Source organism: Amycolatopsis circi, assembly GCF_003385235.1.
In the GTDB taxonomy this organism is placed as follows: Bacteria; Actinomycetota; Actinomycetes; order Mycobacteriales; family Pseudonocardiaceae; genus Amycolatopsis; species Amycolatopsis circi.
Window position 1 is genome coordinate 18,796 of the sequence record NZ_PQIA01000078.1, and the last position, 24,841, is coordinate 43,636.

General features: G+C 70.1%; 21 protein-coding genes. 14 read left to right on the forward strand and 7 right to left on the reverse strand.

Translation table 11 applies throughout. The features are described from left to right. Positions 1-85: 85 nt before the first annotated feature. Genes mptB through D0D37_RS28535 form a run of 3 tightly spaced genes read left to right on the forward strand, consistent with a single transcriptional unit; the run spans position 86 to position 3,435 of the window. The gene (gene mptB, locus D0D37_RS28525; protein WP_116203693.1) at positions 86-1,717 is read left to right on the forward strand and encodes a polyprenol phosphomannose-dependent alpha 1,6 mannosyltransferase MptB; all 1,632 of its coding nucleotides are present in this window, start codon (positions 86-88) and stop codon (positions 1,715-1,717) included. Positions 1,718-1,723: 6 nt separating this feature from the next. Then, the gene (locus D0D37_RS28530; RefSeq protein WP_116203674.1) at positions 1,724-2,650 is read left to right on the forward strand and encodes an ABC transporter ATP-binding protein; all 927 of its coding nucleotides are present in this window, start codon (positions 1,724-1,726) and stop codon (positions 2,648-2,650) included. Further along, positions 2,647-3,435, forward strand: a complete 789-nt coding sequence (locus D0D37_RS28535; RefSeq protein WP_167493581.1) for an ABC transporter permease — start codon at positions 2,647-2,649, stop codon at positions 3,433-3,435. Before D0D37_RS28530 ends, D0D37_RS28535 begins: the two co-directional genes overlap by 4 nt. A gap of 20 nt (positions 3,436-3,455) precedes the next feature. On the opposite strand, the gene D0D37_RS28540 is transcribed toward D0D37_RS28535, so the two are convergent. Further along, positions 3,456-4,451 (reverse strand): hypothetical protein, encoded by a 996-nt coding sequence (locus tag D0D37_RS28540; protein ID WP_116203675.1) that lies wholly within the window; start codon positions 4,449-4,451, stop codon positions 3,456-3,458. Positions 4,452-4,591: 140 nt separating this feature from the next. On the opposite strand from D0D37_RS28540, the gene D0D37_RS28545 reads away from it, so the two are divergent. Next, positions 4,592-5,563 carry a COX15/CtaA family protein gene (locus tag D0D37_RS28545; RefSeq protein ID WP_116203695.1) on the forward strand — a complete coding sequence of 324 codons (972 nt, stop codon included), beginning with the start codon at positions 4,592-4,594 and terminating at the stop codon, positions 5,561-5,563. Positions 5,564-5,763: 200 nt separating this feature from the next. After that, entirely contained in the window at positions 5,764-6,699 is a 936-nt protein-coding gene (locus D0D37_RS28550; RefSeq protein WP_116203676.1) for an acyl-CoA desaturase, read from the forward strand. A gap of 78 nt (positions 6,700-6,777) precedes the next feature. Here D0D37_RS28550 and D0D37_RS28555 read toward each other — a convergent pair whose 3' ends face one another. Both D0D37_RS28555 and D0D37_RS28560 read right to left on the reverse strand, forming a co-directional pair. Beyond that, on the reverse strand, positions 6,778-7,641 hold the full coding sequence (locus tag D0D37_RS28555; protein WP_116203677.1) for an ATP-grasp domain-containing protein: 864 nt from the start codon (positions 7,639-7,641) through the stop codon (positions 6,778-6,780). Beyond that, a complete protein-coding gene (locus D0D37_RS28560; RefSeq protein ID WP_116203678.1) occupies positions 7,638-7,955 on the reverse strand; it encodes a hypothetical protein in 318 nt (105 codons plus the stop codon). Before D0D37_RS28560 ends, D0D37_RS28555 begins: the two co-directional genes overlap by 4 nt. Before the next feature lie 92 nt (positions 7,956-8,047). Here D0D37_RS28560 and D0D37_RS28565 point away from each other — a divergent pair, with 92 nt between their 5' ends. Then, the gene (locus D0D37_RS28565; protein WP_116203679.1) at positions 8,048-9,019 is read left to right on the forward strand and encodes a quinone oxidoreductase family protein; all 972 of its coding nucleotides are present in this window, start codon (positions 8,048-8,050) and stop codon (positions 9,017-9,019) included. Position 9,020: 1 nt separating this feature from the next. On the opposite strand, the gene D0D37_RS28570 is transcribed toward D0D37_RS28565, so the two are convergent. The 3 genes from D0D37_RS28570 to D0D37_RS28580 all read right to left on the reverse strand — a co-directional run bounded on the left by D0D37_RS28570 (position 9,021) and on the right by D0D37_RS28580 (position 12,980). Next, positions 9,021-9,536: an FKBP-type peptidyl-prolyl cis-trans isomerase gene (locus tag D0D37_RS28570; RefSeq protein ID WP_116203680.1), complete on the reverse strand. Its 516-nt coding sequence runs from the start codon at positions 9,534-9,536 to the stop codon at positions 9,021-9,023. A gap of 9 nt (positions 9,537-9,545) precedes the next feature. Further along, entirely contained in the window at positions 9,546-11,786 is a 2,241-nt protein-coding gene (locus D0D37_RS28575) for a HelD family protein (protein WP_116203681.1), read from the reverse strand. 213 nt (positions 11,787-11,999) lie between these two features. Continuing rightward, on the reverse strand, positions 12,000-12,980 hold the full coding sequence (locus D0D37_RS28580; RefSeq protein WP_116203682.1) for a heme o synthase: 981 nt from the start codon (positions 12,978-12,980) through the stop codon (positions 12,000-12,002). A gap of 440 nt (positions 12,981-13,420) precedes the next feature. On the opposite strand from D0D37_RS28580, the gene tkt reads away from it, so the two are divergent. From tkt to pgl, 6 genes are all read left to right on the forward strand, one after another. Next, positions 13,421-15,520, forward strand: a complete 2,100-nt coding sequence (gene tkt / locus D0D37_RS28585; protein ID WP_116203683.1) for a transketolase — start codon at positions 13,421-13,423, stop codon at positions 15,518-15,520. 13 nt (positions 15,521-15,533) lie between these two features. Then, complete coding sequence (gene tal / locus D0D37_RS28590; RefSeq protein WP_116203684.1) at positions 15,534-16,646, forward strand: transaldolase; 1,113 nt, start codon at positions 15,534-15,536, stop codon at positions 16,644-16,646. Positions 16,647-16,656: 10 nt separating this feature from the next. Next, positions 16,657-18,288 carry a glucose-6-phosphate isomerase gene (locus D0D37_RS28595; RefSeq protein ID WP_116203685.1) on the forward strand — a complete coding sequence of 544 codons (1,632 nt, stop codon included), beginning with the start codon at positions 16,657-16,659 and terminating at the stop codon, positions 18,286-18,288. Continuing rightward, complete coding sequence (zwf, locus tag D0D37_RS28600; RefSeq protein ID WP_116203686.1) at positions 18,285-19,811, forward strand: glucose-6-phosphate dehydrogenase; 1,527 nt, start codon at positions 18,285-18,287, stop codon at positions 19,809-19,811. The genes D0D37_RS28595 and zwf overlap by 4 nt, the downstream gene beginning before the upstream one ends. A gap of 70 nt (positions 19,812-19,881) precedes the next feature. Next, positions 19,882-20,922 (forward strand): glucose-6-phosphate dehydrogenase assembly protein OpcA, encoded by a 1,041-nt coding sequence (gene opcA, locus D0D37_RS28605; protein WP_116203687.1) that lies wholly within the window; start codon positions 19,882-19,884, stop codon positions 20,920-20,922. Next, positions 20,919-21,692 (forward strand): 6-phosphogluconolactonase, encoded by a 774-nt coding sequence (pgl, locus tag D0D37_RS28610; RefSeq protein WP_116203688.1) that lies wholly within the window; start codon positions 20,919-20,921, stop codon positions 21,690-21,692. The genes opcA and pgl overlap by 4 nt, the downstream gene beginning before the upstream one ends. Positions 21,693-21,825: 133 nt before the next feature. On the opposite strand, the gene D0D37_RS28615 is transcribed toward pgl, so the two are convergent. Beyond that, a complete protein-coding gene (locus D0D37_RS28615; RefSeq protein WP_208720182.1) occupies positions 21,826-22,488 on the reverse strand; it encodes a GntR family transcriptional regulator in 663 nt (220 codons plus the stop codon). Positions 22,489-22,578: 90 nt separating this feature from the next. Between D0D37_RS28615 and D0D37_RS28620 the strand changes: the two genes are divergently transcribed. After that, complete coding sequence (locus D0D37_RS28620; protein ID WP_116203689.1) at positions 22,579-23,118, forward strand: YbhB/YbcL family Raf kinase inhibitor-like protein; 540 nt, start codon at positions 22,579-22,581, stop codon at positions 23,116-23,118. Between the two features lie 434 nt (positions 23,119-23,552). Then, positions 23,553-24,755 carry a sensor histidine kinase gene (locus tag D0D37_RS28625; RefSeq protein ID WP_167493582.1) on the forward strand — a complete coding sequence of 401 codons (1,203 nt, stop codon included), beginning with the start codon at positions 23,553-23,555 and terminating at the stop codon, positions 24,753-24,755. Positions 24,756-24,841: the final 86 nt, after the last annotated feature.

Below are 24,841 nucleotides of genomic sequence, written 5' to 3' on the forward strand. Positions count from 1 at the left end.
TCCGGGCGTGGCAGTCGGCGAACACCCGGACCAGCGGGCACCGGAACCGGACTTATCCGGTGAAACCGGTGGCGCTGACGGCTCCGTGGCCGCCCCGCCGGTCCCCGAAGCCGCGCCGTCGCCGGTCGGCCCGCGCCGCACCGATCCGCTGAACGCTGCCGAGACCCGCGGCCTCGACGCGGTCCGCCGCTTCGGCACGGTCGGCTCGCTGTTCCTCGCGCTCGGCTCGCTCGGGGCCGGGGCCGCGCCGGTGATCAACCCGGTGCAGGACCTGCCGGTGCTGCGGCTGTTCATCCGGATCCCGACGGTCTCGCTCGCGATCGCGTTCTCCGGGATGGGCATCCTGGTGCTGAGCTGGCTGATGCTCGCCCGGTTCGCCCGTCCGGCGAGCGCGCGGCTGGCCACCAGCGGCCAGCTCGCCCGCACGATCGCGATGTGGGTCGCGCCGCTGCTGCTGATCCCGCCGCTGTTCTCCCGCGACGTCTACAGCTACCTCGCGCAGAGCGAGATCGTGCACCGCGGCATGGACCCGTACCAGCTGGGCCCGGCGCAGGCGCTCGGCGTCGCCGACCCGCTCACCGCGGGCGTCACCAACATCTGGCGCGAGACGCCCGCTCCGTACGGCCCGCTGCTGCTGCGGCTCGGCGGCTGGCTGGCCCCGGTCGGCGGCAACAACATCGTCGTCGGCGTGCTGCTGCAGCGCGGTCTCGCGATGGTCGGCGTGCTGCTGATCGTGTGGGCGGTGCCGCGGCTCGCCCGGCGGTTCGGCGTGCAGCCGGCCACCGCGCTGTGGCTCGGCGCGGCGAACCCGTTGCTGATCTTCCATTTCGTGGCGGGCGCGCACAACGATTCGCTGGCCATCGGGCTCATGGTGGCCGGGCTGGAGATCGGCATCCGGCGGCTGCCGGTGCGGGTGAAGGGCGACAGTCCGCCGCCCTTGGCGAAGGGCGAACTGCTTTTCATCGCGCTCGGCGTCGTCATCATCACCGTCGGCGCCACCGTGAAGATCCCGGCCGTGCTGGCGTTGCCGTTCCTCTCGGTGATGGTGGCGCGCAGATGGCACGGACGGCTGAAAGACCTCGTGTGGGCGGGCGCGCCGATGGCGTTGCTGTTCGGCGTGGTGCTGACCGCGATCTGCGTCGGCACCGGGCTGGGCTTCGGCTGGATCGGCGCGACGGCGAGCACGCCGGGGCTAGTGCGGTCGTTCATCTCCCCCACCGCGGAGATCGCGAACCTCAGCGGCGTCCTCGGCATCGCGCTCGGGCTCGGCAACCACACCGACGCGCTGGTGCCGATCCTCGGCACGCTCGGCAACGCGATCACCGCGGCCGTCACGGTCAAATTCCTGTGGGCCAGCTTCAAATGGCGCTACCGGCCGATCATCGGGCTCGGCGTCTCCCTGGGCGCGGCGATGATCCTGCAGATCAACCTGCAGCCGTGGTACCTGCTGTGGGCGGTCATCCCGCTCGCCGCCGCGGCCGGGACGTCGCGGTTCCGGGTGGTCGCCACGGTCATCAGCGCCGGGCTGCCCTTCCTGCTCCCGCCCACCGGCGGCACCTTCGACGGCCGCTCCTACATCCTGCCGTGGGCCTACGGCGCGGCCGCTCTGGTGACGCTCGGCGGGCTCGCGATCGTGTACCGGGTTTCGCCGCTGCTGTTGTCCAGGACACCTCCGGCGTCCCCAGCACCGCGCGCGCCCGCCGACGTCGTATCGTGATTCGTTGTGGACAACCCCGCCGTCGAGATCTCCGGCTTGGCGAAAAGCTACGGCTCCACCACCGCGGTCGACGGCATCGACCTGCGCATGGAGCGTGGTTCCCTGCTGGCCCTGCTCGGGCCGAACGGTGCCGGAAAAACGACCACTGTCGAGATTTGCGAGGGTTTCCGCAGACCTGACGCGGGCCGGGTGCGCGTGCTCGGGCTCGACCCCGTCGCGGACAGCTCCCGGCTCCGCCCGCGCGTCGGCATCATGCCGCAAGGCGGCGGCGCGTACCCGGGCGTGCGCGCGGAGGAAATGCTGCGGCTAGTGGCTTCCTGCGCGGCGAACCCGCACGATCCGGCGTGGCTGCTCGACGTACTCGGGCTGGCCGGCGCGAAGCGGACGCCGTTCAAACGGCTCTCCGGCGGGCAGCAGCAACGGCTTTCGCTGGCGTGCGCGCTGATCGGCCGCCCGGAGCTGGTGTTCCTGGACGAGCCCACCGCGGGCATGGACCCGCAGGCGCGGCGGCTGGTCTGGGACCTGCTCGCGGCGCTGCGCGCGGACGGCGTGAGCGTCCTGCTCACCACCCACCTGATGGAGGAAGCGGAAACGCTGGCCGACCAGGTGGTGATCGTGGACCACGGCAAGGTCGTCGTCGAGGGCACGCCGCATTCGCTGACCCTGGAGGCGGGCGAGGCGGCGCAGCTGCGGTTCCGCGCTCGCACGAAACTCGACACGACACTGCTCGCGGCCGCGTTGCCGGAGGGGTACCGGGTCAGCGAAACCGCGCCCGGTTCGTACCTGGTGGAGGGCGCGGTCGACCCGCAGGTGGTCTCCGCCGTCACCGCTTGGTGCGCGCAACAGGGCGTACTGCCCGAACAACTGCAAGTCGGACGGCGGACGCTCGAAGAAGTGTTCCTCGAACTCACCGGACGGGAGCTGCGCGCATGAGTTCTCCCTTCCCCGCGGGCACTTTCACCCCCGCGCCCGGCCGCGGCTCGCTCGGCAGGATGCTGCGCACGCACGCCCGCGTCGAGGCCGCGCTGACCCTGCGGCACGGCGAGCAGCTGCTGCTGACCCTCATCATCCCGCTCGCGCTGCTGATCGGCCTGAGCACGCTGGACATCCTGCCCGCGAGCCAGCTCGGCTCGACGTCCAAAGTGGACTGGATGACGCCGAGGATCCTCGCGCTGGCGGTCATGTCGTCGGCCTTCACCGGCCAGGCGATCGCGCTCGGCTTCGACCGCCGGTACGGCGTGCTGAAGCGGCTTTCGGCGACGGCGCTGCCGCGCTGGCTGCTCGTGGCCGGACGGCTCGTGGCCGCGCTGGTCGTCGTGGCGCTGCAGTCCGTGGTGCTCGGCGTGGTGGCGGCTTTCCTTGGCTGGTCCCCGTCGGCCGCCGGGATCGGCTCCGCGGTGGTGCTGCTGATCCTGGGGACGCTCGCTTTCGGCGCGCTGGGCGTGCTGCTGGGCGGCGCTCTGCGGGCGGAAGCGGTGCTGGCGCTGGCGAACATCGTGTGGTTCGTGCTGCTTCTCGCTGGCGGGATCCTGCTGGCTCCGTCGGCGTTGCCGTCCGGGGTCGGCGTGGTCGTTTCGCTGCTGCCCTCGGGCGCGCTGGCGGAAGGCATGCGCGCGGCGCTGGTGGACGGGCAATTCCCGCTCGGACCGGCGGCGGTGCTGGTGGTGTGGGCCGCGGTGGCCGGAGTGCTGGCGACCCGGACTACGAAACTCACCTGAGAGGGGGTCGTGAGTGCCAATCACGGTTCTAACCGGCATAAACACTCACGAGGCCCCGGTACCCACCCGAGCCGCGCGAGCACCGTCCCCACCTCTCGCGCCACCCCGCAACTGTCCCGACGGACGTCCCACCATCCGTACACAAGACGGGCGCGGCCAGCGAGTTCAGCCGCATTGTCCCGACGTCGATCGCGAAACGCCACGCCAGCCACGCTGTGCGCCGCGCGGCCGTCCAGCCTGACCACAAGGCTTTCCCCGCCAATCTCGTAAACCACGTCCTCCCACAGCGTCTTGCCGTCGACGGCGACCGGAACCTGCCGTCGCCCCGGCGGAAACCCGTGCGCCCGCTCCACTTCGTCGAAGTACTCGACCTCCAGCGCGGACATCAGACCGCCGCCGACAAGCTGCAACGCGCGCGTGATCGCCGCCCGATAGCGTCGCGGCGGCCTGGCCTCGACGCACCCGATCATTTCCGACAGGCTCAACGCCTGTCTGCTGACCAAATCGATCACCAAGTACATCGCCGACCGCGCATCCGGTTCGGCCACCGCGAGATCGACGACCGTGTCCGTCTTCCGCGTTCTCGGCGGAACGCTCGCCAGCGCCGAGAACGCAAGCGCACGAGACCGATGCACCCGCACGACTGGCATCTGCGACACCGCCGAACTTCCGTATGGCACGGTGATTTCGATCGGGCCGGAGCCAATCGGCATCATTCTCCATTCCTCTGCGGCGGTCCGATGGCTAAGCACGCTGTGCTTTCCGCCGTAAAGCACAGCTGCGTGCATCCGAGCTTCCCGGCCCGGTTCGCCCGTGAATGTCGCGTAGACGCGGGGAAGCACTCGTTGCCATCGGCGCGCCGCGACATTTGACGCGACGTCATGCCAGCTGTGTCCGTAGGCTCTCAGCTGCGCGAACGACACCACGCCTGCCTGGCTGCGCACCATCGAACGCCAGCCACCGGCCTGTTCTTCGGGAATCCGGTCGTTTTCCGACCATCTTGAGTGAAGAGGCATGAATCCACCTTCGCCGCGGCATCGAGGCTGTGGCGGCGGTCTCACGAAATCTGTGGATGAGCAAAGAGGTTGGGGACAAGTGGTCGTGAGTGGCGATCCCGGTTAGAACCGTGATCGCCGCGCACGAGTATCGTGGCCGCGTGTCCCTTCGCAGTTTGATCGCCCGCCTGCCGTATCCGTCCGTCGCGGTCCAGCGCGGCGTGGGGATCGCCGCGGTGGTCACGCAGGCAGGCATCGGCGTCACCGGTTCCGTGGTGCGGGTGACCGGGTCCGGGCTGGGGTGCCCGACCTGGCCGCAGTGCGTCGCGGGCAGCCTGGTCCCGGTGCGGCACTCCGGCATCGACGCGGTCACGCAGTGGATCGAGTTCTCGAACCGGATGCTGACCGGCGTCGTGATCGTGGTGGCCGCCCTCGCGGTGCTCACCGCGTGGCGGATCCAGATCGACCACCCGGAGCGCAAGCGCCTGGTGAAGCTCGCCTGGACGATGCCCGGCGGCGTGGTGCTGCAGGCGGTCCTCGGCGGGCTGACCGTGCTGGCGAAACTGGAATGGTGGACGGTCGCGATCCACTTCCTGGCTTCCACCCCGCTGGTCTGGCTGGCGGTGATGCTGCTGAAGGCGTTCCGCGAAGGAGACGAACCGGCGCGCCCGCTGGTCCCGAAGCTGGGACGGCAGATGCTGGTGCTGCTGACGGTGCTGATGTGGGCGGTCCTCATCGCCGGGACCACGGTCACCGGCGCGGGCCCGCACGGCGGCGACGTCAACACGCATCGCCTCGACGCCCCGATCGAGCAACTGGCGCGGGTCCACAGCGGACTGCTGATCGCGTACCTCGTCGTGCTGGGCGTCTTCGGGCTCACGCTGATGCGCGGCGGCACGCCGAAGAGCGTGTGGCAGCGGTATGCGTGGGTGTGGGTTGTCGCGCTGCTGCAGGGTGTTCTGGGGACGGTGCAGTACGCGCTGGGCGTGCCCGAGGCGATGGTGTCGTTCCACGTGCTCGGCTCGGCGCTCGTGATCGTCGTGACGGCAGTGCTGTGGACGGGGACTCGCGACCGCGGGCCGGTCACGTCGCTGGAGCCCGCGGAGAAGCGGGAACTCGCCACCGCGAACTGACGGCCTCGCGCCGCTGAGCATCGGCCCCTGGAGAACACCGGAGCGGAAGCCCCCGTTCCCCTCGCCTCCCGCGGCCGACTCGCCACCGCGAACTGACGGTCATCCGGGCGTAACTGCGCGTCGGCCCGGCGGACAGGTCGGCGGCTTACCGTCGTCGGCGTCCGGCTTTCCGAAAGCCCCGAAAAGCCCGAGGTGCCGCCATGCCGACCGCCCCTGCCCGTCCCGGCAAACCCCTTCTCTCCGGCCGGCGCGGGACCGCCGAGATGCTCGTGCTCAAGACGTTCCTGCTCGTGCCGTTCGCCGCGCTGATCGCCGCCGTGCCGCTGCTGTGGGGGTGGGGCATCGGCTGGACCGACCTGATCCTCGCGACCGTCTTCTACGTGCTCGCGACGCTCGGCGTGACCGTCGGCTACCACCGCTACTTCACGCACGGTGCGTTCAAAGCGGGCCGCCCGCTGCGGATCGCGCTCGCGATCGCGGGCAGCATGGCCGTGCAGGGTTCGGTGATTTTCTGGGTCGCGAGCCACCGCCGCCACCACGCGTTCTCCGACCGCGAGGGCGATCCGCATTCGCCGTGGCTGTTCGGCACCTCGCCCGCGGCGCTGCTGCGGGGGTTCTGGCACGCGCACATGGGCTGGATGTTCCAGCGCGAGGTCACCAACGCCGACCGCTTCGCCCCGGACCTCGTCGGCGACCGCGACCTGCGCCTGGTGAACCGGTTCTTCTGGCTGTGGATCACGCTGAGCCTCGCCCTTCCCGCCGCGCTCGGCTGGGCGTTCAGCGGCACCTGGCAGGGCGCGCTGACGGCGTTCTTCTGGGCCGGGCTGGTGCGGATCGCGTTCCTGCACCACGTGACCTGGTCGGTGAACTCGGTGTGCCACCTGATCGGCGACCGCCCGTTCGCGAGCCGCGACCGCGCGGCGAACTTCTGGCCGCTGGCACTGCTGTCGATGGGCGAGTCGTGGCACAACTCCCACCACGCCGACCCGACCTGCGCCCGGCACGGCGTCCTGCGCGGACAGGTGGACGTCTCGGCCCGGGTGATCTGGCTCTTCGAACGCCTACGCTGGGCGACCGACGTCCGCTGGCCCCGCGCAGAACGGCTCGCCGCCAAGCGAGTCCAGCAAGCCAGCTGAGGTCCGTGAAGGGCTCCTTGAGGGAATCAGATTCCCTCAAGGAGCCCTTCACGGACCTTCAAGCATTGCCAGGCGGGGTTAGGCCAGCTGCTGCCGAACCGCCGACGCGAACCGCAACGGCGCACCCGCGTCCGCGTGCCGGAACCCGAGCGACGGCTCAGTCAACTCCAACTCCAGCACCAGCGGACGACCGTCGTCCCCGCGGACCAAATCGACCCGCGCGTACAACAGTTCCGCCCGCAAAATCCCGAGCAACCCGCAAGCAGCGTCCAGCGCGTCCTCGGCCACCGCACGCACCTCCGGGGCCGGAACCGCCGCTGCCAGCCGCTCTTCCCGGTACAGCCCGGAAGAGTCCACTTCGGACTCCAACGGAGCGAATTTCGTGAAGGCGTGCGAATAAACGCCGCCGAAGTACGCCACCGCGATCTCGCCCTGTGTGTCCACACTGGACTGATACGGCTGAATCAAACCCGTGCGCCCGTCGTCGTGCAAAGCGCGCAGATGCTGCTCCGCGTCCGCGCCGAAGGAGGAGAACCGGGCGGCGTCACGGCCTCCCGCGCCCACCGAAGGCTTCACCACGAACGGCTTCTTCGGCCAGCGCGGCTTCTCCCCCGGCGGCACGATCTCGACCGGCACCGTCGGCACGCCCGCGTCGAGCAGTTCGCCGAGATACGTCTTGTCGGTGTTCCAGCGCACGACCGCGGCCGAATTGCTCAGCCCGGGCACGTCTTCGCACCAGCGGAGAAACTCCTCGCGGCGCTCCGGGTAATCCCAGGCGGCACGCAGGATCACGACGTCCGCCGAAGCGAAGTCGGCGTCCGAATCCCAGGCCGCCCAGCTCACGGCGAATCCGAGGTCGGCGAGCGCGGGCAGCACCGCGGCCTCGTCGCCGTCTCCCTCGGGCAGGGCGGCGCAGCCGACGAAAATCGCCGAGCGGGTCACCGGCCCGCTCGCGGCCCGGCCATCTTGCGCCGGTGCGCGGCGCCGATCTTGACCGTCTTCACGGTTTCGCTGTCCCACTCCGCGGCCTCGAGGTCGTCGACCTGCTCGACCAGCGCGGCACCGGTCTCGACCCCGGCGACCAGCACGTCGCCCATCGCGCCGTCCGGGCCCACGAGCACGACCCGGGCACCGGCCAAGCCGATGTTCTCGACCACGGCGCGCGACGGTTTGCCGTGCTTCGCCACGAAGTCGCGGGCGGAGGCCAGCTGGCGGGCAGTCGGCGCGGTCGGCGTGTTTTCGGTCTCCTCAGCCACGTCCGGAGCTTAACCCGAGACCCCCGCCCCCGCGGCCCGACCGTGTTCTCGGCCATAGTGGACGCCAGACGCGCACATCTCGAGGAGGAACCATGCCGACCGCAGTGCAGGTGACCCGGACCGGCGGCCCGGAAGTGCTGGAACTGGCCGAGATCGAGCCCGGTCCGCCCGGTGCCGGAGAGCTGCTGGTCGACCTCGCCGCGGCCGGCGTCAACTACATCGACACCTACCAGCGCGAGGGCATCTACCCGATCGACCTGCCGTTCGTCCTCGGCTCCGAGGGCGCCGGGACGGTCGTGGAGACCGGCGAGGGCGTCACCGAATTCGCTCCTGGCGACCGCGTGACCTGGCAAGGCGTGCTCGGCAGCTACGCCCAACGCGCCGTGGTCCCGGCCAGCGCTTCGGTGAAGGTGCCGGACGGCGTGTCCGACGAGATCGCCGCGGCCACGATGCTGCAGGGCCTGACCGCGCATTACCTGGTGCGCTCCACCTACGAAGTGCAGGCGGGCGACGACATCCTCGTCCACGCGGCGGCTGGCGGCGTCGGCCTCTTGCTGGTGCAGCTGGCGAAGGCGCGAGGCGCGCGAGTGCTGGCCACGGTGTCCACCGACGAAAAAGCCGAGCTGGCCCGTGGCGCGGGAGCGGACCACGTGATCCGCTACGACCGGGAAGACTTCGCGAAAGCCGCCCGCGAGCTGACCGACGGCGAGGGCGTCGCCGCGGTCTACGACGGCGTCGGCAAGAGCACCATCGACGGCAGCCTCGCAAGCCTCAAGATCCGCGGCACGCTGGCGCTGTTCGGCGCGGCCAGCGGCCCGGTGCCGCCGATCGACCCGCAGCGGCTCAACTCCGGCGGCTCGCTGTTCCTCACCCGCCCGACGCTCGGCCACTACCTGCGCACCCGCGAGGAACTCGACTGGCGCGCCAGCGAACTGTTCGCCGCCGTGCAGGACGGTTCGCTGAACGTCCGCGTCGGCGGCCGCTACCCGCTCGCCGACGCCCGCAAGGCCCACGAGGACCTGCAGGGACGCCGGACGACCGGCAAGCTGCTGCTGATCCCCTAGATCAGCCGACCGAAAGGGCGTCGGTCACGAAGACCAGCGTTTCGTTGGGCGCGATGCCGCGTCCGCCGTCCTTGTAGGCGAGGGCGGGCGGAATGATCATCAGCCGCCGCCCGCCCTGCTTGACGCCGACGAGGCCCTGGTCCCAGCCGTCGATCACCTGTCCGGCGCCGAGGTCGAGGCCGAACGGCTCGCCGCGGTCGAACGAGCTGTCCAGCTTCTTCTTGTTCGACCACGTGACGACCAGGTAGTTCATCGACAGCTTCGACCCGGCGGCCGCGCCCTTGCCGGTGCCCGCCGACAGGTCCTTGGTGAGCAGCTTCTTCGGCGGGGCGCAGTCGTCCGGGATGGTGATCGTCGGTGCCTGGCCGAAGTTCCCGGTGGTCTTGATGTCGTCCGCGGTGCACTCGCGGCTCGGGGCAGCGGGGGCCGCACTGCTGTCGCCGCCGCAGGCCGTGAGGCCGAACGCGGCGACAACCGCGACCGCGCCGAGGACAGCTGTCCTGCCGATGTTCTGCATGGCGGAAGATTAACCAAGGCCGCCGAGCGCGGGCACCGCCGGACCGGTCCGCACCACGCCGAGCCGCTGGGTCGCCCTGGTCAGCGCCACGTACAGGTCGTTGAGCCCGCGCACCGACCCCGCCACGATCTCGTCCGGCGACACCAGCACGACCCCGTCGAACTCCAACCCCTTGGAACGGTCAACGGTCAGCACGCTCAGCCGTTCGTCCTCGGGAAGCAGCTTCCGCACCTCGTCGATCCGGCTGCCCGGCACCAGCACCGCGACGGTGCCACCGTCCACAGCGGACAGTTCCGCGGCCACCAGCGCGGGCAGTTCCTCGTCCAGCGAAGCGACTTCCACGCCCCACGGCGGCACCCCGGTTTCCCGCACCGACACCGGCGCAGCCAGGTCCACGTCCAGTTCGGCGAGCACGCCCGCCGCGACCGCCATGATCTCCGCCGGGGTCCGGTAGTTCACCGTCAACTGCTCCAGCCGCCAGCGGTCGGCGACGTACGGCGACAGCACCTCGTCCCAGGTCCGCGCTCCCCCGGCGGCCCCGGTCTGCGCGACGTCGCCGACCAGCGTCATCGACCGGTTGGGCGTGCGGCGCATCAGCAGCCGCCAGTCCATCGCGGACAGTTCCTGCGCCTCGTCGACGATCACGTGGCCGAACGTCCACGTCCGGTCCTGTGCGGCACGCTGCGCCGCGGTCAGTTCGCTGCGCGCTTGCTGGCGTTCGGCGAACAACTCCGCGTCCAGCACGTCGGACACCCGCAGGACCTCCTCGTCCTGGATTTCCTCGTCCTGCTCCAGGATGTCCAGCACGCCCTCGGCATACGCGCGCTCGACGCGTTCGCGGCGCTTGTCCTCGGCCTCTTCCTCGGAGTCGTCGGTGCCGAGCAGCTCGGCCAGTTCGTCAAGCAGCGGCACGTCGGCTGGCGTCCACTTCGCGTCGCGCCCGCTCTCCAGGTGCTTGCGGTCCTCTTCGGACAGCAGGTCACCGGCCGCCAAGTCGAGGTGTTCGCGGTCGGCGAACAGGTCGTCCAGCAGGCCCGACGGGGTGAGTTTCGGCCACAGCGAGTTCAGGGCGGCGGCCACCGCGGGGCTCGAAGCCAGCTCGGCGCGGATGTCCTGGACGTCCTGCGCGTCCAGCAGGTCCTCGCCCAGTGCGCGGGCGGCCTGCCGGGTGAGCGCGTCGAGGACGTCGGAGACGAACAGCCGCCGCGCGAGGTTGTGCGGCCGCCGCGAACGGCGCGCCCGGGTGCGGGCCTGCGCGCAGGTCTTCCGGTCGAGCTTGAGGATCTCGCGTTCGTGCTCGATCTCGATCACCGGATCGGGTACACCTTGCCGATCGCGGACGGCCTTGGCGAGCACGTCGGCCATCACCAGCCGGCCCTTCACCTCTGCCGCTTCCGGAGACTCGACCCCGTCGGCGTCCAGACCCGGCCACAGCTGCCCGATGGTCGACAGCAGCACGCCGGTCTCGCCGAGCGACGGCAGCACCTGGCCGATGTAGCGCAGGAAGGTCGAGTTCGGCCCGACGACCAGCACTCCGCGCGTGGTCAGCTGCTGGCGATGCGTGTAGAGCAGGTACGCCGCGCGATGCAGCGCGACCGCGGTCTTCCCGGTGCCCGGCGCGCCTTGCACGACCATCACCCCGCCGAGCGGCGCGCGGATGATCCGGTCCTGCTCGGCCTGGATGGTGGCGACGATGTCGGCCATCTCGCCCGTCCGGCGGCGCTCCAGCGCGGCCAGCAGCGCCGCCTCGCCGGCCAGCCCCAGATCCTGGCCCTGGTCGGCGGCGGTCAGGTCGAGGATTTCGTCGTCGAACCCGGTGACGCGACGGCTCAGCGACCGCAGATGCCGACGGCGGCGCACGTCGTCCGGCGAAGCGGCGGTGGCGAGGTAGAACGGCCGCGCGACCGGCGCGCGCCAGTCGATCAGCAGCGGGCGGTAGTCGTCGTCCTCGTCGAACAGGCCGAGCCGTCCGATGTAGGCGGTTTCCTCGTCGGTGCTGCCCGGCACGAAGTCCAGCCGCCCGAAGCACAGTCCCTGCTCGACCGACCCGAGCTGGGCGAGCCGGTCGCTGTGCAGGTTCGTGGCGGCTTCGCGTTCGGTCCGCGCCTGCGGGGTCCCGCCGGTCTGGCGCAGGGTCTCGTCCAGCCGGCGCTGGGTCTGGGTGCGTTCGGAGTCGAGCTTCGCGAACAGGGCGTCGGTATAGGCCTGCTCACGGCGCAGCTCGGCTTCGTAGGCCGGTTCCTCGGGCAAGGAAGGGTCCTGCTTTCAGGTCGGGATCGGGGCCGGAAGAGTGCAACCGGCGAGGATCCCGGGCCATTCCTGCCGACCGCCCCGATGTCGGCATTGGGTGCATCGTCCGTGAGGGGAACCCTGAGGGAATCAGAGTCCCTCAGGGTTCCCCTCACGGACGTTCGCATGCTCGCCGCCGCGCCCGCTGCCGGGGCGTTCGGCGAAGCGAGGGTCTCAGAACGGGAGGCCGAGGACCGGCAAGCCGATCGCCGAGTCGACCGCCAGCGCGACGAAGACGATCATCAGGTATGTGTTCGACCGGTGGAACAGCGCCATCGGCTTCGTTTCCTCGCCGCGGTGCACGGCGGCCTGCAGCCGGTGCGCGTAGAAGAGGAACCAGCCGCCGGCGAGGATCGCGAAGGTGGCGTACAGCCAGCTGGTGACCGGGAGCAGCAGCAGCGTCCAGGCGACCATCACCCACGAGTAGATGACGATCTGCCGCGCCACGTGCTCGGCGGTCGCGACGACCGGGAGCATCGGCACGCCCGCGCGCTCGTAGTCGTCGCGGTACTTCATGCCCAGCGCCCAGGTGTGCGGCGGCGTCCAGAAGAAGATCACGCCGAACATCACGAACGCGGGCCACTGCACGGTGCCGGTGACCGCGACCCAGCCGATCAGCACCGGCATGCAGCCCGCGGCTCCGCCCCAGACCACGTTCTGCGACGTCCGCCGCTTGAGGCCGAGGGTGTAGACGAAGATGTAGAACAGGATGGTCGCGATCGCGAGGACCGCCGCCAGCAGGTTCACCGTGAAGTACAAGACAGCGAACGAGGCGACGCCCAGGACGAGCCCGAAGATCAGCGCGTTACGCCGCGGCACCGCGTCCTTCACCAGCGGACGCCGCTTGGTGCGGTTCATGACCTTGTCGATGTCGCTGTCGATCACGCAGTTGAGCGCGTTCGCGCTGCCCGCGGCCATCGTGCCGCCGATCAGCGTCGCGACCACCAGCCACGGGTTCGGCACCTCGCGCCCGGCGAGGAACATCGCGGGGATCGTGGTGACGAGGAGAAGCTCGATCACGCGCGGCTTCGCCAGCGCGGCGTACGCGCCGGCCACCTGGCGGAAGCTTCGCCGGGCCCCGCGCGGTCGCCCGCCGTCCGGGGGTACGGCGCTGGTGTCTTCACTGCGTCCGTGCGCAGCGTTCACCAACGACATTTCTCTCCCTGAGTCAGTCCTGGGCCGGGTGGTACGGAAGAAACAGGTGGTGCTGTGTGAGAACTTCCGTGCCTGGCCCGCGATCGATGTTAGACGTGGCGGACCGGCCCGACGCCCGCGGGTCCGGGACACGCCCGGCGATGTCTCCTCCGTCACGTCGCCCGCAGAGGGCCCCGATGAGTCGCGAGGGCCCGCGGCGGGTAGCCGGAGACGGACAGGCGGGCAGGATCACCTCACCCGCGGGGCTGTCGCCCGCGCTCGCGCGCACGCGTACGCACTAGGGTGACAGCGACGGGCCGCTCGCTCCGCCTGCGCAGCGCCGCCAGCAGGAATATCGTCCCTTCGGGATCGATTGAGACAACTGAGGGCGCACACCGCAGCACCTGAGCGGCACGCACGGAATACAGCCACCACTTCACCGACGCAGGAGTTCGAGTTCAGTGTCCGAAACCTCTAGCAGCGAGACCAACCCCTTGCTCCGGCGCAACGTGCCGGCCGACTGGACCGAGACCGACACCCGCGCCGTGGACACCGCCCGCGTGCTGGCCGCGGACGCCGTCGAAAATTGCGGCAGCGGGCACCCGGGCACTGCGATGAGCCTGGCGCCGCTGGCGTACACGCTGTTCCAGCGCACGATGCGGCACGACCCGGCCGACCCGGAGTGGCCCGCCCGCGACCGGTTCGTCCTCTCCGCCGGGCACTCCAGCCTGACCCTCTACATCCAGCTCTACCTGGCCGGGTTCGGCCTGGAGCTGGAAGACCTCGAGCAGCTGCGCCGCTGGGGCTCCAAGACCCCGGGCCACCCGGAGTACCGGCACACCAAGGGCGTCGAGACCACCACCGGCCCGCTGGGCCAGGGCCTCGCGAACGGCGTCGGCATGGCGATGGCGGCGCGGCGCGAGCGCGGCCTGCTGGACCCGGACGCCCCGGCCGGCGAGAGCATCTTCGACCACCACATCTACGTGATCGCCTCCGACGGCGACATCGAAGAGGGCGTCACCTCGGAGGCCTCGTCCATCGCGGGCCGCCAGCAGCTGGGCAACCTGATCGTCTTCTACGACTCGAACCAGATCTCCATCGAGGACGACACCAACATCGCGCTGTCCGAGGACGTCGCGAAGCGGTACGAGGCCTACGGCTGGCACGTGCAGACCGTCGAGGGCGGCGAGGACGTCGTCGCGATCGAGGCGGCCATCAAGGCGGCGCAGGCCGAGACCGAACGGCCGTCGTTCATCGAACTGCGCACGATCATCGGCTACCCGGCCCCGACGAAGATGAACACCGGCAAGGCGCACGGCGCGGCGCTGGGCGCGGAAGAGGTCGCGGGCGTCAAGAAGGCACTGGGCTTCGACCCGGAGAAGAACTTCGACGTCGACGACGCGGTTCTCGCGCACACCCGCCAGGCGATCGAGCGCGGCGAGAAGCAGCGCGCCGAGTGGCAGGAGCGCTTCGAGGCGTGGGCCGCGGCGAACCCGGAGCGCAAGAAGCTGGCCGACCGGCTGTCGACCCGCACGCTGCCCGAGGGCTTCGCGGACAACCTGCCGTCGTGGGAGCCCGACGCCAAGGGCATCGCCACCCGCAAGGCCTCCGGCGAGGTGCTCAACGCGCTGGCCGAGCCGCTGCCCGAGCTGTGGGGCGGTTCCGCGGACCTCGCGGAGAGCAACAACACCACCATGAAGGGCGCCGACTCGTTCGGCCCGGCCGCGGCCGGCACCGACATGTGGAAGACCAACCCGTACGGCCGCACGCTGCACTTCGGCATCCGCGAGCACGCGATGGGCTCGATCCTCAACGGCATCGCGCTGCACGGCGGCACCCGGCCTTACGGCGCGACGTTCCTCACCTTCTCCGACTACATGCGCCCGCCGGTCCGGCTCGCCGCGCTGATGAAGGCGCCGGTCATCTACGTGTGGACGCACGACTCGATCGGCCTCGGCGAGGACGGCCCGACGCACCAGCCGATCGAGCAGGTCGCCGCGCTGCGCGCGATCCCGGGCCTCAACGTCGTCCGCCCGGCGGACGCCAACGAGACCGCGTACGCGTGGAAGGCCGTGCTGGAGGACGTGCACCACCCGTCCGGCTTCGCGCTGACCCGGCAGAACGTGCCGGTGCTGGAGGGCACGAACGCCGAGGGCGTCAAGAAGGGCGGCTACGTGCTGGCCGAGGCGTCCAACGGTGCCCCGGAAGTCGTGCTGATCGCGACCGGCTCCGAGGTCCAGCTGGCCGTCGAGGCGCGCAAGACCCTCGAGGCCGACGGCATCCCGACCAGCGTGGTCTCGATGCCGTGTGTCGAGTGGTTCGACGCGCAGGAGCAGGACTACAAGGACGCCGTCCTGCCGCCGACGGTCAAGGCCCGCGTTTCGGTCGAGGCCGGGATCGCGATGCCGTGGCAGCGCTTCACCGGCGACGCCGGCGAGAACGTGTCGATCGAGCACTACGGCGCCTCGGCCGATGCCGCGACGCTGTTCCGCGAGTTCGGCTTCACCGCCGAGGCCGTGGTCGACGCCGCCCGCCGCTCGATCGCCAACACCAAGAACTGAAGGGAGAGCAATCATGAGCACTGATCGGCTCGCGCAGCTGTCCGAAGCAGGCGTCTCGATCTGGCTGGACGACCTTTCGCGGGAGCGCCTGAACTCGGGCAACCTCGCCGGGCTCATCCGCGACAAGCACGTCGTCGGCGTGACCACCAACCCGACGATCTTCGCGAACGCGCTGTCGAAGGGCGATGCCTACGACGAGCAGGTCAACGACCTCGCCGCGCGCGGCGCGGACCTCGACGGCACCGTCCGGGAGCTGACCACCACCGACGTGCGCAACGCCGCGGACCTCTTCCGCGACGTGTACAACGCCACGAACGGCGTCGACGGCCGCGTGTCCATCGAGGTGGACCCGCGCCTGGCGAAGGACACCGACAAGACAGTGGCCGAGGCCAAGGACCTGTGGAAGACCGTCGACCGGCCGAACGTGATGATCAAGATCCCGGCGACCGAAGAGGGCCTGCCCGCGATCACCGCCACGCTCGCCGAGGGCATCAGCGTCAACGTCACGCTGATCTTCTCCGTCGAGCGCTACGAGGCCGTCATCAAGGCCTTCTTCGCTGGCCTGGAGCAGGCGAAGGCCAACGGCCACGACCTCAAGGGCATCCACTCGGTCGCGTCGTTCTTCGTGTCCCGTGTGGACAGTGAGGTCGACAAGCGGCTGAACGCGCTCGGCACCGACGAGGCCAAGGCGCTGCTGGGCGAGGCGGCCATCGCCAACGCGCGGCTCGCGTACTCGGCCTTCGAGAAGCTGTTCGCCACCGACCAGTGGAAGGCGCTCGCCGAGGCGGGTGCGAACGCGCAGCGTCCGCTGTGGGCCTCCACCGGCGTGAAGGACCCGGCCTACTCCGACACCCGTTACGTCGACCAGCTCGTGGTCAAGGACGTCGTGAACACGATGCCCGAGAAGACCATGGACTCGGTCGCCGACCACGCCGAGATCACCGGCGACACGGTTTCCGGAAAGGGCGAGCAGGCGCAGGCGATCTTCGACAAACTGTCCGCGGCCGGCATCGACGTGCCGGACGTGTTCCTGACGCTGGAGACCGAAGGCGTCGAGAAGTTCGAGAAGTCCTGGCAGGAACTGCTGGACACGGTGACCGGGCAGCTGAACAAAGCGAGGGGCTGAACCAGAGACCATGAGCGGGGACGAAACCGGCGTCGTGATCGTCGACGCCGAACTGGCAGAAAAGGCAGCGCCGCTGGCGCAGCGGCTGGCCGCCGACGGCGCCGCTGCCAAGCTCGCCGCCAAGGACTCCACGCTGTGGGGTCCGGACGCCGAGTCCGAAGCGTCGATCCGATTGTCCTGGACGACGTTGCACAAGTCGTCGCGTCCGTTGATCGGGGAAATCGAAGCGCTGCGCGCGGAACTGCGCAGCGAGGGCGTGGACCGCGTGGTGCTCGCCGGCATGGGCGGTTCGTCGCTCGCGCCGGAGGTCATCACCGCCACCGCCGGCGTCCCGCTCACGGTGCTCGACACGACCGACCCCGGCCAGGTGGCCGACGCGCTCGCGGGCGACCTCGAGCGCACGGTCATCGTGGTGTCGTCGAAGTCCGGCGGCACCGTCGAGACTGACAGCCACCGCCGGATTTTCGCCAAGGCGTTCGCGGACGCCGGGATCGACGCCGCACGACGGATCGTCGTCGTGACCGATCCCGGCTCCCCGTTCTCCGAACTGGCGGAGAAAGAGGGCTACCGCAAGACCTTCCTGGCCGACCCGCACGTCGGCGGCCGCTACTCCGCGCTGACCGCGTTCGGCCTCGTGCCTGCCGGTCTCGCGGGCGCGGATGTCGCCCGGCTGCTCGACCAGGCCGCTTCGGTGGCGGAAACGCTCGCCGAGGACACCGCTGAGAACCCGGCTGTGCAGTTGGCGGCGGCGTGGGGCGCGGCGCACGAAGCCGGTGCCGAGAAGGTCGTGTTAGCGGCAACGGATTCCGGCAACTCGAACTATTTGCCTGGTTTCCCGGACTGGGCGGAGCAGCTGATCGCCGAGTCCACCGGCAAGCTCGGCACCGGCCTGCTGCCGGTGGCCGTCGACGGCCCGGACGCACCCGGGTTCGCCGACCACGGCAAGGATGCGACCGCGGTCGCGATCGGCGCCCCGGAAGGCGCGGCGCAGATTTCGGTGACCGGCCCGCTCGGCGCGCAGTTCCTGTTGTGGGAGTTCGCGACCGCGCTCGTCGGACGGCTGATCGGGATCAACCCGTTCGACCAGCCGGACGTCGAAGCGGCCAAGAAGGCGGCCCGCGCGTTGCTGGACGACCCGGAGAAGCTGAAGGGCGGCGAGGAACCGGCCACTGTGGACGGTGCCGTCGAAGTCTTCGGCAGCGAAGGCGTTGTCACCGAAGGAAAACTCGCCGACATCCTGCGCGCGTTCTTCGGTTCGGTGGCCGACGGCGGATACATCGCCGTTCAGGCCTACCTCGACCGGCTGGACGACGCGTCGACTTCGTTGCTGCGCGGCGAAATCGCCAAGCGGACCGGCGTGCAGACCACGTTCGGCTGGGGCCCGCGGTTCCTGCACTCCACCGGGCAGTACCACAAGGGCGGCCACCAGAACGGCAGCTTCCTGCAGATCACCGGCGCCGTCGAGGACGACCTGTCGGTGCCGGACCGCCCGTACACGCTGGGGCAGCTCCAGCACGCGCAGGCGCTCGGCGACGGCCAGGTCCTCGCCGAGCACGGGCGTCCGGTGCTGCGGCTGCACCTGACCGACCGCGCCGCCGGGCTCGCCGAGCTTGTGCGGGCAGTGCAGGAGGCCGCTCAGTGACCTGGCGCAACCCGCTGCGGGATCCCCGCGACAAGCGGCTGCCGCGGATCGCCGGGCCGTCGAGCCTGGTGATCTTCGGCGTCACCGGCGACCTGGCGCGCAAGAAGCTCATGCCCGCCATCTACGACCTCGCGCACCGCGGGCTGCTGCCCGCCGGGTTCTCGCTGGTCGGCTTCGCCCGCCGGGACTGGGAACACCAGGACTTCGGCGAGCTGGTGCACGATTCGGTGCGGGAGCACGCGCGGACGCCGTTCAAGGAGTCGGTGTGGAACCGGCTCGCCGAAGGAATCCGGTTCGTCCAGGGCACTTTCGACGACGACGACGCCTTCGACCGGCTCGCGCAGACCGTGCGCGAACTGGACGAGGAACGCGGCACCGGCGGCAACACGGCGTTCTACCTGTCGATCCCGCCGGGCGCGTTCCCGGTGGTGACCAAGCAGCTGGCGCGTTCGGGCCTCGCACGGGCCGACGAGAACACCTGGCGGCGCGTGGTCATCGAGAAGCCGTTCGGCCACGATCTCAAGAGCGCCAAGGAGCTCAACGCGATCGTGAACGACGTCTTCCCCGAGGAGTCGGTGTTCCGCATCGACCACTACCTCGGCAAGGAGACGGTGCAGAACATCCTGGCGCTGCGCTTCGCGAACCAGCTGTTCGAGCCGATCTGGAACGCCAACTTCATCGACCACGTGCAGATCACCATGGCCGAGGACATCGGCCTCGGCGGCCGCGCGGGGTACTACGACGGGATCGGCGCCGCGCGCGACGTCATCCAGAACCACCTGCTGCAGCTGCTCGCCTTCACCGCGATGGACGAACCGCTGTCGTTCGAGCCGAAGGCTTTGCGCTCGGAGAAGGCCAAGGTGCTGGCGGCGGCCAAGCCGATGCTGCCACTCGACCAGACCACCGCACGCGGGCAATACGCGGGCGGCTGGCAGGGCGGCACCAAGGTGCCGGGACTGTTGCAGGAAGCCGGTTTCGCGAAGGATTCGACGACCGAGACCTACGCCGCGGTGACGCTGGAGGTGCAGAACCGCCGCTGGGCGGGCGTGCCGTTCTACCTGCGCACCGGCAAGCGGCTCGGCCGTCGCGTCACCGAGATCGCGGTCGTGTTCAAGCGCGCGCCGCACCTGCCGTTCGACTCCACCTCCACCGAGGAACTGGGGCAGAACGCGCTGGTCATCCGCGTGCAGCCGGACGAGGGCATCACGCTGCGGTTCGGCTCGAAGGTGCCGGGGACCACGATGGAGGTCCGCGACGTCACGATGGACTTCGGCTACGGCCACGCGTTCACCGAATCGTCGCCGGAGGCCTACGAGCGGCTGATCCTGGACGTGCTGCTGGGCGAGCCGTCGCTGTTCCCGGTGAACGAGGAAGTCGAGCTGTCGTGGGAAATCCTCGACCCGGTGCTGTCGCACTGGGCGAAGCTCGGCACCGCTCCGGAGCAGTATCCGCCGGGCAGCTGGGGTCCGAAGTCGGCGGACGAAATGATGGAACGTACCGGCAGGCACTGGAGGCGTCCGTGAGTCACAATCGCGAAGCGGACCACGGACGCCGACTGGGTGCGGGTATCCCGCAAAAACACTGGAGGCGTCCGTGATCATCGACCTGCCGTCGACCACGACGTCGGCGCTGAACAAGAAACTGGTGGAGATCCGCGAGCAGGGCGGCCAGGTCGCGCTCGGCCGGGTGCTGACGCTGGTGATCGTCGCGGACGACGACGCCAAGCTCGAGGACGCCATCGAGGCCGCGAACGACGCCAGCCGCGAACACCCGTCGCGGGTGATCGTCGTGGCGAAGGGCGCGCGCACGGCCGCGCCGCGCATAGACGGCCAGATCCGCGTCGGCGGCGACGCCGGCGCGAGCGAGGTCATCGTGCTGCGGCTGTACGGTCCGCTGGCCGCGCAGGGGCAGAGCGCCGTGGTGCCGCTGCTGCTGCCGGACGCGCCGATCGTCACCTGGTGGCCCGGGGCCGGTCCGAAGGCTCCCGCCGAGGACCCGCTCGGCCAGCTGGCGCAGCGGCGGATCACCGACTCCGCCGCGGAAAAGAGCCCGATAAGGTCTCTCACCACGCGTGCGAAGTCCTATGTGGAGGGTGACACCGACCTGGCGTGGACCCGGCTGACCCGCTGGCGGGCGCAGCTGGTGTCGGCGCTGGACCTCCCGCCGTACGAGAAGATCACGAGCGCGACGGTGACCGGCGAGGCCGATTCGCCGTCCACCGAACTGCTCGCGGGCTGGCTCGCCGAGTACCTCAAGGCGCCGGTGCACCGGGTCAAAAGCTCGAGCGCACAGGGCATCATCTCGGTGAAGCTGGAGCGGAAGTCGGGCGCGGTGGAGCTGACGCGGCCGGACGGGCGGGTCGGCACGCTGACCCAGCCGGGCCAGCCGACGCGGCGGATCGCGTTGCAGCGGCGCAGCAATCCGGAGTGCCTCGTGGAGGAACTGCGGCGGCTCGACCCGGACGAGATCTACGAGGCGGCGCTGCACGGGCTGCACAAGATCGCCGCGTCCAACGGGTCCAAGCCCGCTGCTGCCAAGGCTTCGACTGCCGCCAAGCCCGCGCCCGCTAAGGCCTCCGCTGCGGCGAAGCCGAAGCCGAGCGGCCGGAAGACGGCGGAAAAGAGCACCTCATGAGCCGGACCGAGGTCGTCGTCTACGAAAACCCCGACCTGCTGGCCGCGGCCGCCGCGGCCAGGCTGGTGACGCGGATCGTCGACGTACAGGCGGCCCGGGGCGCGGCGTCGGTGGTCCTCACCGGCGGCGGCACCGGCATCGCCGTGCTGCGGGAGTTGCGGGAGTCGAGCGCGCGGGACGCGATCGACTGGTCGCGTTTGGACATCTACTGGGGTGACGAACGGTTCGTCCCGGCCGATTCGGACGAGCGCAACGAGAAGGGCGCGCGCGAAGCCCTGCTCGACCACGTTCCGCTGGCCCCGGAGCGAGTGCACGCGATGGCCCCCTCCGACGGCGAATTCGGCGACGACGTCGACGCGGCCGCCGAGTCCTACGCGAAGGTCCTCTCCGACGCGGCGGGCCCCGGCGCGGATGTTCCGGAGTTCGACATCATGCTGCTGGGCCTGGGCGGCGAGGGCCACACGGCGTCGCTGTTCCCGGAAACCGCCGAGGTGCGCGAAACTCAGCGCTCGGTGGTGCCGGTCCGCGACTGCCCGAAGCCCCCGCCGACGCGCGTGTCGCTCACGCTGCCCGCCATCCGCCGCGCCCGCGAGGTGTGGCTGATGACGGCGGGCACCGCCAAGGCGGACGCGGTCGCGCAGGCACTGGCCGGTGCGCCGGAAACGCAGATCCCGGTTTCGGGTGCTCACGGCTACCGGCGGACGCTGTGGCTCCTGGACCGCGAGGCGGCCGGGAAGCTGACGAAGGTGTACGAGCCGCCAGCTGAGTAGAAGGTTTGCCGGGAAGGGCTCCTCGCGCGTTGGCGCGGGGAGCCCTTTTCGTTGTGGGGCAAGGGAGTTAGCGAGGGTTGGCAGTGGGTTGGGTCTCGTGAGTGCGCAAGCCGGTTAGAACTGGCTTGCGCACTCACGAGTCCCCCGCCGCCTCCGCTCCCGTCAACACCGCCGCCGTCGCCGCCAGATGATCCGTCAGCAACCTCGCCGACGCCTCCTGATCCCGGCTCAGTGCCGCCCGCTCCAACTCCTCGTGCTGGGCGAGCACGTCCTCCACCGGAAGCCGGTACGACGGGTGCACCGTCCACCGCCGGGCCAGTTCGCTCGCCAGCCACAGCCGGTCGAAACTTTCCAACAGCACGGTGTTTCCGCAGCCGTCGAGCAGCGTGCGGTGGAACAAGCGGTGCGCCTCCGCCCAAGCAGCGGAGTAGTAGCTGCCCTCGTCCGGTACATACATCGGCGTCCGGGCGAGCCGGTGTCCCGCCGCGCGCACCCGTGTCTCCCACTCCAAGTCTCCGCGCGCGACCGACAACCGCAGCATCGCGGGCTCGACCGTCTGGCGTGCCTCGATGATCTCCTGCCACCGCTGATCGGCGAGCGCCGGCACGGCGAATCCGCGGTTCGTCAGCCGTTCCGCCAGCCCCTCCCCGACCAACCGGACCAGCGCCTCCCGCACCACGGCGAGGCTGACCTCGTACCGCGCCGCCAGTTCCTGCGGTTTCAGCGCCTGCCCCGGCTCGACCTCGCCGCGCATGATCGCGGCGCGGACCTGGTCGTAGACCTGCTCGGACAGCATCTGCTTCATGTCTTCAGGATAGACGATCTGGCAAATCATCGATTATTAGCGCTATAGTCGATGAGGTACCGCTTCCAGTGAGAGGAACACATGTCCGCCAACTCCCCGTTCGCACGCCTTCCCGAGGTGCCGAGCTTCACCGTCACGAGCACGACCGTCGCCGACGGAGCGGCCTGGTCCGTCGAGCAGTTCTCCGGGATCTTCGGTATACCCGGCGGCAAAGACACGTCGCCGCAGCTGTCGTGGGCCGGCGCGCCGGAAGGCACGAAAAGCTACGCCGTCACGGTCTACGACGCCGACGCGCCGACCGGCTCCGGCTTCTGGCACTGGGCCGTCGCCGACCTGCCCGCCACTGTCACCGACCTGCCGGAAGGCGCGGGCGACGACACCGGTTCCGGCCTGCCGGACGGCGCTTTCCAGCTGCGCAACGACGCCGGAGCCGCGCGTTTCATCGGCGCGGCCCCGCCGGCCGGCCACGGCGAACACCGCTACTTCGTGGTCGTGCACGCCCTGGATGTCGAGACGATCGACGTCCCGGCCGACGCGACGCCCGCCGTCCTCGGGTTCACCATGTTCGGCCACGTGCTCGGCCGCGCGGTGCTCGTCGCGACCGCGGAGACGCCCGCGTAAGCCTCGGCGGGCTGATCACTCCGGCCGCCGCGTCGTGCTCGCCACGACGCGGCGGCCTTCGACTGCGCAGCGACACTTCCCGCCCACCCGCACGGGTGATCTCTCCCCTGTTCGCGTGGCTCGGATCTTGTCCCGACCTGGGCGGCAAACGGAGTAACTGACACTCCGCCAAAAAGCGGCTCACCAGTATGTGGGAACCGCCGTATGGTGAACATAAGGTGATGTGATCGACACATGGTGACGTCGATCGCGCTTCGTTCATCCTGTTGGAGCAGTTGTGGAGATTACAACACCACAAGAACCACTCTGGGTGAAACTTACTGGCAACACACACGTTCCCGTTAGCATCCGCACATTTGTTCACCGCCGCGCGTCCCGATCGGGTGGCCGGAGCATCTCATTACCAAGTCCACAAGACGAATGGGGTCGCCGCGATGAGCACTGAGGGACTCTCGATTCCTGGTATCTCGATGAGCAGCTCCGCAGCGAGAGCCGCCCGCCGAGCCAGGCGCGCCAACCTGACGGGCGCGTTCGCCTTGTTCCGGAAACCCCTCGTCGCGACGATCGCCGTCGAAGCGGTGGTCGTGCTGCTGGCGGTGCTCGACGTCTGGCTCGTCGTGCCGCCGAAAGCACAGCCCTATTCGCTGTACCTGTCGGCCGCCGCGTGCCTCGCGGTCGTGGTGCGGCGGCGCTTCCCGTTCCTCGCGGTGCTCGCCGCGGTGCCGGGGTTCTTCGCCGGATGGGCGCAGCTGGCGTCGATGCTCAACCTGGGCATGCTCGCGACGCGGCGGCAATTGCACTGGCAGACCTGGGTCGGCGCGGGATTGGTGTTCATCTGCCGCTTCGTGCGGTGGCCGCTGCCGGAGTTCGCGGAACTGAGCTGGCGCGAACACGTCCTCGACGGGATCTACGGCGTCCTGGTCGCCGGAATGCCGATCGCGATCGGCCTGCTGATCGGGGCGCGCGCGGAGATCTCGGCGAAACTGCGCGAGCTGGCGAAGAGCCGCGACCGCGAACGCCGCTTCCACGCCGACGCGGTCCGCGCCGAGGAACGCGCCCGGCTGGCCCGCGAGATGCACGACGTCGTGTCCCACCAGATCACGCTGATCGCCATGCAGGCCGGCGCGCTGCAGGCCCAGGCCAAGGACGGTCCGGCGCTGGAGACGGCGCAGGTCATCCGCCAGCTCTCGACGCGGACGCTGGAAGAACTGCGCTCGCTGGTGAGCGTGCTGCGCTCCGGTTCCGGCGACGACGGTCCGCGGCCCGGGATAGGGGAACTGGACCACCTGATCCGCGAGTGCGACGTGCCGGTGCAGCTGACCGTCGAGCAACTGCCGGACACCCTGCCGAGCCAGGTCTCGGCGGCGGCGTACCGGACAGTGCAGGAATGCCTGACGAACGTCCACAAACACGCTCCCGGCGCCACGGCGACCATCCGCATCCACGCGGGGAGCGGCGCGCTGGACATCGAGGTCGAGAACGCCCGTGCTTGCCGCGTCGGCGAAGCGTTCCCCTCGGGCGGCCACGGACTCACCGGCCTGGCCGAACGCGCCCGGTTGCTGGGCGGAAGCTTCGAAACGTCCGGGACGGAGGACGGCGGGTTCCGGGTGCGGGCGCGGTATCCGCTGGACCGCTGATCGGTGTCGTGAGTGTTTACGCCGGTGAGAACCGGCATACGCACTCACGAGGCCGTCTCTTATACCAATCTGACGCTGCCGACGAA